At 41.4% G+C, this 6,350-nt stretch carries 6 protein-coding genes; 1 reads left to right on the forward strand and 5 read right to left on the reverse strand.

The window, feature by feature from the left end; all coding sequences use genetic code 11:
* Together ACO4PX_RS07800 and ACO4PX_RS07805 are read right to left on the reverse strand one after the other, a co-directional pair.
* Positions 1 to 695 (reverse strand): MMPL family transporter (locus tag ACO4PX_RS07800; RefSeq protein WP_485572189.1); only part of this gene is annotated, 695 nt, incomplete at its 3' end.
* Positions 696 to 2,750 (reverse strand): coiled-coil domain-containing protein, encoded by a 2,055-nt coding sequence (locus ACO4PX_RS07805; protein ID WP_485572190.1) that lies wholly within the window; start codon positions 2,748 to 2,750, stop codon positions 696 to 698.
* 277 nt (positions 2,751 to 3,027) lie between these two features.
* Here ACO4PX_RS07805 and ACO4PX_RS07810 point away from each other — a divergent pair, with 277 nt between their 5' ends.
* Positions 3,028 to 3,642 (forward strand): TetR family transcriptional regulator, encoded by a 615-nt coding sequence (locus tag ACO4PX_RS07810; protein ID WP_485572191.1) that lies wholly within the window; start codon positions 3,028 to 3,030, stop codon positions 3,640 to 3,642.
* Between the two features lie 125 nt (positions 3,643 to 3,767).
* Here ACO4PX_RS07810 and ACO4PX_RS07815 read toward each other — a convergent pair whose 3' ends face one another.
* From ACO4PX_RS07815 to ACO4PX_RS07825, 3 genes are all read right to left on the reverse strand, one after another.
* Positions 3,768 to 4,706: a diacylglycerol/lipid kinase family protein gene (locus tag ACO4PX_RS07815; RefSeq protein ID WP_485572192.1), complete on the reverse strand. Its 939-nt coding sequence runs from the start codon at positions 4,704 to 4,706 to the stop codon at positions 3,768 to 3,770.
* Positions 4,707 to 4,799: 93 nt separating this feature from the next.
* Positions 4,800 to 5,333: a hypothetical protein gene (locus tag ACO4PX_RS07820; protein WP_308578780.1), complete on the reverse strand. Its 534-nt coding sequence runs from the start codon at positions 5,331 to 5,333 to the stop codon at positions 4,800 to 4,802.
* 193 nt (positions 5,334 to 5,526) lie between these two features.
* Positions 5,527 to 6,054, reverse strand: coding sequence for a VanZ family protein (locus ACO4PX_RS07825; protein WP_308578781.1), 528 nt, complete (start codon positions 6,052 to 6,054; stop codon positions 5,527 to 5,529).
* Positions 6,055 to 6,350: the final 296 nt, after the last annotated feature.

The following is a 6,350-nucleotide window of genomic DNA, read 5'->3' on the forward strand; positions in this document are numbered from 1 at the left end:
TTGGTGATAAAAGATACCTTTCCCAGAAACACATTGGTACCCCGGTTTAGTCCCACCGCCAGGAGAATGGTAATCAGGAATAAGAAGGGCTCTCCGTAGGAATTGGTCATTATAATCAGAATCAGGAAAATAAAGCCAAGTCCCAGGCCTAAAATCAAGCCCATTTGGCTGCTTACCTGTTCCTCCACCGTCTTACTTTGTACGGCAAGGCCTGCATACACCGCCTTGTCTCCCAAAAGGCTTTCGATTTCCCTAAGGGTCTTCTTTGTTTGTACGTCACTGTCTCCATTTACAAAGACTACATGAAATAAGGCGTTTCCGTCCTTATAATCTAAATCCTTTTCCTTCTCCTTTTCTTCCATAAATTCAGGAGCATAGGCACTTTTGGAGCCTGTGGAAAAACTCACCCGGTCTACGCCGGAAATATGCTCTATCTGCTCCTTATAGGAAAGGGCCTCTCCCATGGAAACATCCTTCAGCATGATTCTTGCTGTTCCGGGATAGCCGAAGCTATCCTCCATCTTCTGAATTCCCTGCTGAGTAAGGGAGGACTCCGGAAGATATTTACTCAAGTCGTAATTCACCTGCACAAAGAGGCAAAGAATCAGGGAAATGCCTAAGAGCCCCCAGAAAACTCGACTGATTTTTTCTCTATATTTAACAATAAAATCTGCACATTTTTCGCTTATACTCATTTACTTCCCTCCTTTGAAAATAGAGGTGATTCCTTTCCATACCTTGTTTGCCACTTGTCTCAGTCTATCCCAGAGGCTAGGCTCTTTCGTTTCTTTAGTCTTTACCGTTTCTTCCTTTACTTCTTTGATTTCTTCGGTACGTAAGGTCACAGCCACATCCACAATATTGTCATTTTCGGAAGGCATTAAGGACTCAATGGGTCTGTTAGGATCAATTTCCAAAACACTGGACTTTTCCCCTACATTTTCATCCCACTTCTTCTCCACAAGGGCTTCCAACTCTCCCTTGGCATTACGAACAGCTCCGGTAGAATCCAAAACAGCCTCTCCGTTTTTCAGCATTTTCTCGGTAGCATTTAAATTATTTTCAATAGAAGAATAGGCCTCCTCTCTTTTTCCCCGAAGGTAAGCATCCTGCTCTTGCAGGGTTCCTCGTAAATCCTCCATGGTTTTCTGACTGTTCTCCAAAAGCGTGTTTAAGTTCCTGCCGGTTTCCTCTCCCTTCTCCGCATAGCTTTTCAGGGTTTCCTGCAATCTCTTCACATCTTCAATGTTGTCTTCCAAAACGGAAAGACTCTCTTTAGAGTTTGTCAGTCCGGAATGGGCATTGGAGGAAAATTCCTTTAAGGCAGGACTTAGCTTTTCCATTGCAAGCTTCTGCATCTCCGCCTCTGTACCGGCCTCCTCTGCCTGCATAGAAATATATTCCTGCACCAGAGCCATAATCTGATCCTTCAAAGGAGAACCCTCCAGCTTAGCCGATAAATTCGCTAAGCTGTTCTGTACGGATCCCTGCTTTTTTGCGGAAAGTAAGGCTTCCACCTGACTAAGACTCTGCTGTGCCTTATCAATCTCTGTCTGACCGGGTACATCTCCCCGAAGGGCTACCAAAGAATCCTCCAGCTCAAGCATGGCATTTTGCAAACGATTCATATTGCTCTGGCTTTCGCTGATATTGTTCTTGGCATCCCGACTCAGTCCGTTGAAATCCTCCACATTTTCCGTAAGAGGGCTGATGCTGCTATTCACAGTCTCCATATCCTGATAGATTTGGTCTCTATTGTTTTGATAAGCTCTTCCCTCTTCCTGTGTCTTCCGAAGTAGAGCTTCACTGTTGTTAATGTTTTTCCGCATCGCTTCCACGGATTTCTGAGAGGCATCCAAGGAATCCAAAAGGCTGTTTCCTGCGTCCTTTAGGGCATGGTAGGAGTCCTCCGACTCTTCCTTTGCCTCTCGTAAATCCGTAATTTTCTCCACCTGAGAGGAACGAAGGGGAGCCATCTGAAATTGTAAACCGGAAAAACTGAAGGAGTTGCTTCCCACCTCAATGGTAAAGTCGTCTTCCTCTCCGGGAAGGAGGACGAAAATCACTTCCTTCTTTTCTCCCAAAGATACCACCTGAGCCTTCTCCGCCTTTAGGGATAAAATGTCCTCTGCGCTAAAACTGCTTCTGGCCATCATCACATAGTTTTTCGCCGCATAATCCTGAGCATTGGGATTCTTTGTAAACTGCACATGAATTTTCACCAAGCCCTTCTCTCCCGCAAGGGTTTCCGGCTGTACCTCCAAACCGTTTAGCTCGTAGCGAATCTGAATACTCCAAGGCAAGAGACTATAAGGTTCTGCAGTTTCTCCCTCCAAAAAGAGAGAGTCCACATTTCCCTTGGACAAATCCAAGGTATGCTGATTTCCATTGGACTCTACCGCTACACTGTTGCTAAGATTTTTTACATTTTCATAAGTTCCATAATCTGTAAGACTGGAATAGCCCTTGGTTTCATACTCTCTTACCAAAGATCCCTGCTTGAATTCTCCGGTGGGGCTTAATAAGGCATAGTAGTTCTCATGATAGCGGGGCTTTTGCACCTCTGCCAAAGCCGAGATGGACAGGGCAAGGACCTGACTTAAACAAAGAGCAATACAAATCCCTCTTTTCCATTGCTTATTCCTTGCACTACTCCTTTGCTTAGCATTTCGAGTATTCTTCTGATTGTCATTCTGATTACCGTTTTGATGGTTTACTATTGCTCTATTGTATATTTTCTGATTTTTCATGCTTGTACCCTCCTTGTTCTATAAAATTCCTACCCTACTTTTGTCTTTAAGACCATTCTGTTTTCATGACAGTTTTTAAGACAAGTCTCCATACTTTTGCTCATACTGTCTTCAAGACTGCTTCCTATACTCTCTGTCCATACTATTTTCAATACTCTTTTCTTTGTTTTTCTCCTTTTTTTGCTATACTAAAAAGAAAGATATGGGCAACAGAAGATATCCTAAGCCTTTGGCAAGGGAAAAAAAACGGACAATATGGGACAAATGTGGTATAAAAATGAAAAAACAAGAATGTAGAGAAAGAACCCAACGGCAGTTGGCGGAAGCCTTGGAATTTTATTTACAAAAAAAGCCCCTGGAAAAGATTACCGTTCGGGAGCTGATTGAGAAGGTCGGTATCAATCGAAAGACCTTTTATTATTATTTTCCGGATATTCAAGGACTTCTGGAGTGGATGGTAACACAAGAAAGCCAAAGATTGATTTTTGAAATTCAGAATCAGGAGGACTATGAAAATTCTCTTGCCCTGGTTTTTGATTCTATTGAGAAGAACCGTCATTTTGTAAACTGTGTCTATGATTCCATGGGTAGGGATGCTTTGGTTCGTTTCTTAAATAAGGACTTCCGTAAAGTAATCTCCTGGGCCATGGAAAAGGGGATGGAGGATGTCTTGAAGAGGAATGGGGGAAAAATAACGGAAGCTTCCAATCCCTTAGGCATCGAGCAGAAGTTTTTGGATACGCTGGTGGACAGCTATATCGCCAGCATTGCACAAATCCTGCTCTTATATCTTCAGAAAAAGTCCCCCTTTAATAAGCAGGAATGTATTCGATTTATCTTGCGGTACCTGCAATCCACCATACCGGCGGCATTGGAAGAATTTGGGAAATAAAAATAAAGATATTAATATTTCCGTATAAAATGTGAGTTCTTACGAGATAAAAGAATCCCTAAAATCAAGCGGTATGATTTCATTTCTGTCTGATTTTGGGGATTCTTTGGTATCCGGAAGTGAATCTATTCCTTCTTTATTTTAGGAAGCATAATCCCTGCTGCCTTTTTATGTATTTCGATATTTCCCGTCTTATAGGCACCCCCGAACTCTCCGTCCAAAGTCCATTCCACCGGCTTTTGCCCTTGAAACTCCAGATACCGGGTTTTAAAAAAACTCACATAAGGGTGATCTTCCGGGATGTCTCCCCGAAGCAGGGTTCCTACAATCTCTCCCAGCTCTCCAATATTTTTCGGAGAACGAATCAGTAAAACCTCGAATTCTCCATCCGCTAAATCTATATTCATCTTTTCCTGAAGGTTCTGTCCCGGCAGACCTGAAAAGCCTGCCACGGAATAGGAATTGGAAACCGCTCCGAAAATATATTCTCCCTCTTCAGAAAAATTTTCAGCAGAGATTTTTAAGGGAATACTCTGGCTCATATTTTCCGGTAAAGTACGAAGAGATTCCAGCAAATATGCCAAATGCCCCAAATTGTTTTTTAATTCCTGGTCTGTCCCATAGCTTACCTTGGTAAAGGCTCCAAAGGCTGCAATATAGTTAAAAAATCTCCCCTGAAGATTCCCCACATCATAAGAAAAACGCTCTCCTTCCACCATGGCTCGAAGATTCTCCTCTAAATCCTTGGGAATCCCTAAAGAATGGGCGAAGTCATTGGTGGAGCCGCAGGGAATATAGCCCATGGGAATATCCAGCTTCTCTTTCAGAATGGCATTCATAAGATAATGCAGTGTTCCGTCTCCTCCTGCGCAAACTATCAGCTCGAAATCTTTACCCAGTTTTTTTATCAGCTCTTCCGTTCGTAAGTTCTTATGCTTGGGAAGAATAGGAAAGACCGTTACGATACAGCCTAATAAAGAAAGACCTTCTACCACTCGATAGCAAAGCTCCTTTCCCTTCCCCTGTCCACTCTGTGCATTCATTAAAAGCAATACTTTTTTCATGGTCTTTCCTCTTAGTTGATGCGTTACATATTTTTTACTATTAAAAAAGAGGAATCCATCCGCTTGGATATGCTTCCTCTCTTCCTTCTTTTATTATGCGGTCTTCTTAGCCGCAGGACCTAAGTCCTTCATCTTCTGTTCTAAGCGTGCTTCCTTCTCTTTCGCCTTAGCCTGGAAGTCCTTAAAGGTATTCTCTTCTACAACACCTACGAAAACTTCCTGATAATCCGGGCTACCCTTTTCCTGAATCCGCAACACATAACAATCGGAAAGTCCATAAAGTGTTCCCTCTTCTTCAGCATTTCGGAACTCTTCCTCAGGAATAAAGCTAAACTGCTCTCCGTCCTTTACGGTCTTCTTCCATAAACGATTGCGAACACCCTTGTCCTCATCCTGTAGGTAGGTGTTCTTGTAAGCAACAACCTCTACTTCTCCCTTACCGGATACGGAGAATACCGGATTCTCATGGACAATGTAAGCTACTCTGGCAGACTTGCTGACAGGATCGTTTACCTTTCCTTCCACATATTCCACATGAAGCTGTAACTGCTCCTTCGCAAAAGCCGAGAAGGAAAAAAATAAAACGCCAAGAAGGCATATCATTAATAATGAAACTCTTTTTAACATAGAGAACTTACCCCTCACAATGAAAAATAAAGCCGGTATCTCACCGGCTTTATCAGTATATCCGTTTTTCGTTATCATGACAATCCACGGGGAAAAAGATACAGAGTTTTGTAAAACTTTCGTAAGAACTTAGAATTTTGAAATGTTCTTCACGAATTCAAGAGATTCTAATTCTTGAATCGTCCATTATACCTTAAGCTTTTTGAGTCCCAAGAGGCATGGATATATTTCTGTTCTGTAAAAGAAGGAACAGAGAGTATCCAATGAAATTTGCCAAAGTATACAAGACTAAATCATTAACATCCACCACAAAAATCGGGGAATGGAATAGGATATTCAAAAGAAGCTGAATACATTCAATACCAAATCCAATCAATACCGCATAGAGAAGTACCTTCTTTTTCTCCTTCACTACGGAAAAGAGAAGTCCCGGTAAGGGAAGAAATGATACTACAATTATAAGATTGGATAGCATGTTGTATCTTAAAAACAAGAACGGATTCAACTCAATATCCTGAAGGATCTGCGGGATGGATAAATCCCTATGGCTTATGCTATGAGGAATGAGATAAATCAACACAAGCAATGCCATATAGTTAATCAATCCCCAGCGATGCCCGTAGCTATACTTTCTCTTTGAAGAAATAAAGTAAATCAGTCCAAGTGCAAAAGCTAAAATAAGCACTCTACTATAAGGATACTGAAAAAGGAAACTAATCATAAGAATCACCCCTTTCAAATTTGTGGAAATAGATTGGAGATGTCCTTCCTTCCAAAATATAATCCAAACTTTCAATGCCTTCTCAATGAAGATAATTGTCCGCCGTACTTTTCACCCGTATGCTATTGTCTATTGTGATAGGTTTTAGCACTTAACTAAAAAAATTGCAATATAATTAAGCTTTCTAAAATATTAAATCTTTATTGACCTAAATCTCCAAGAAAAGTCACTTAATGAAAATGTTTCTACTAAAAGAAAAAATGAGGGAACCCTGTCCCTCATCTTTTTTCATTTTA

It is taken from the genome of Oribacterium sp., assembly GCF_057249185.1.